A 2,003-nucleotide genomic window follows, 5' to 3' on the forward strand; every position below is an offset into this window, starting at 1 on the left:
GCCCCCAGCTCGGACACGGGGCGGCCCTCCTGACCGCCCCCTGGGCGCCCGTCACCGCCCGCGCCGCCCTCACCCGCACCCTGCGCAGGGCCGCCGCGCCCTGGACGTCGACGACCCTGCTCAGCAACATCGGCCGCATCCCCTACCCGCTGGACTTCGGCGACGAGGCGGGCCGCGCCCACGCGGTCTGGTTCTCCGCCCCGGCCCGGATGCCCCGCGGCCTGACCGTGACCACCGCCTCCACGGCCGGCCGCCTCCATCTGGCGCTGCGCTGGTCGAAGGCCCTGCTCAGCCACGGCGACGGCGCCCACCTCCGCGACCTGTTCGAGCACTACCTGCACACCACGGAGGTGACCCCGTGACCACACCGACCACCACCGGACCCCCACCCCGCGACCTGCGCGACTTCTACGAGAACCCCGCCGTGCCCGTGGCCTCCGGCACCCCGCGCAGCCTCCGCCAGGCCCGCATGCTGGCCCGCGCGCTGAGCGGCCCGGCGACCGCGGGCCCGCAGACGATCCTCGACATCGGCTGCGGGGACGGCACCGCCGCCGCCACCGCCGCCCCGCTCCTGCCGGGACACCGCGTCATCGGCGTCGACTGGTCCCAGGACGCCCTGCGCCGCGCCCGCACCCGCATCCCGTACGCGGTGCGCGGCGAACTCACCGGCGGCGGACTGCCGTTCGCGTCCGGCTCGGCCGACGCCGTGCTGTTCAGCGAGGTCGTCGAACACCTCGTCGACCCGGACGCGGCCCTCGACGAGATCCGCCGGATCCTGCGCCCCGGCGGGCATCTGATGCTGTCCACGCCGAACCTCGCCGCCTGGTACAACCGCGGCCTGCTGCTGGCCGGAGTGCAGCCCGTCTTCTCGGAGGTCAGCCTGCGCGGCATCCACGGGCGCCCGGGCACGGAGGTCGTGGGGCACCTGCGGCTCTACACCGCCCGCGCGCTCAAGGAGTTCGTCGCCGCGTCCGGGTTCACCGTCGAACGGCTCGAAGGAGCCCCCTTTCACGGGGTGCCGCGCCCGCTGCGCCCGCTGGACCGGCTGGCCTGCGCCCGGCCGCAGCTCGCGTCGATCCTGCTGCTGCACGCCAGGAGGACGTAGCCCATGTGGTGGGGAGTGGCCGCGGCCCTGCTGGCGAACACCCTGTACAGCCTGGGCTTCGTGCTGGAGAAACGGGCGCTCACCTCGCTCCCCGAGGTGAGCATCCGGCAACCGGCCCGGCTGCTGCGCCTCGTCCTCGGCAGCCCCCTGTGGATCGGCGGTTCCCTCGCCCTGGCCGCCGGATTCGCCGCGCAGCTCGTCGTCTACCGCACCCTGCCGATCGCCGCCGCCCAGGGCATCTTCGTCTCCGGCCTGGTGCTGCTCGTGCTGCTGTCGGCGCGGCTGCTCGGGGAGGAGACGTCCGGCCGGGAGCGGTACGCGCTGGGCGCGATCCTGCTGGCGCTGCTCATGGTGGTGCTCTCCCTGCGGGAGGGTTCGGACACCGTCAGCCAGGACGCGCCCTACCAGCTGATCCTGCTGGTGTGCGTACCGGCGCTGGCGGCCGGGGTGTGGCTGTACGGCTCGGCCGAGCGGCGCACCCGCAACCGGCACCGGCGGCCCACGACCGGCGTCGAGTACGGCGTGGCCGTGGGCCTGCTGTACGGCGTCAGCTCGCTGGCCATCAAGGGCGTCGCCGGCCACCTGACGACCCACGGGATCGGCGGCGCCCTCCTGGACCTGCTGAGCTCCCCCTATCCGTATCTGCTGCTGTTCACCGGTGTGTTCGGCCTGGTGATGTCCCAGGCGGCGCTGCAGCGCTGCCGGGCCTCGCTGATCGTGCCGGTGTGCACGACCGTGACGTCCCTGTTCACGGCGGTGCTCGGCACGCTGTCGTTCGGCGAGGCCCTGCCGGACGAGCCGCTGCGGCTCGCGCTGCGGGTGGCGGGCACGGCCCTGGCGGTCGCCGTCCTGCTGACCATGCCGAAGCACGACACCGCTCCCCAACCCTCCCCACCTG

At 74.5% G+C, this 2,003-nt stretch carries 2 protein-coding genes and 1 pseudogene; all 3 read left to right on the forward strand.

All coding sequences use genetic code 11. From position 1 onward, the window contains the following. Positions 1-362 (forward strand): annotated as a pseudogene (locus tag C1J00_RS42555) (condensation protein); the annotation flags it as partial. Then, entirely contained in the window at positions 359-1,105 is a 747-nt protein-coding gene (locus C1J00_RS42560) for a class I SAM-dependent methyltransferase (RefSeq protein WP_102914136.1), read from the forward strand. The pseudogene C1J00_RS42555 and the gene C1J00_RS42560, both read left to right, overlap by 4 nt. Before the next feature lie 15 nt (positions 1,106-1,120). Further along, positions 1,121-2,003, forward strand: an 883-nt coding sequence (locus tag C1J00_RS42565) for a hypothetical protein (RefSeq protein ID WP_102914137.1), incomplete at its 3' end; no start/stop codon positions are given.

Origin of the sequence: Streptomyces cahuitamycinicus (assembly GCF_002891435.1) — a bacterium.
In the GTDB taxonomy this organism is placed as follows: domain Bacteria; phylum Actinomycetota; class Actinomycetes; order Streptomycetales; family Streptomycetaceae; genus Streptomyces; species Streptomyces cahuitamycinicus.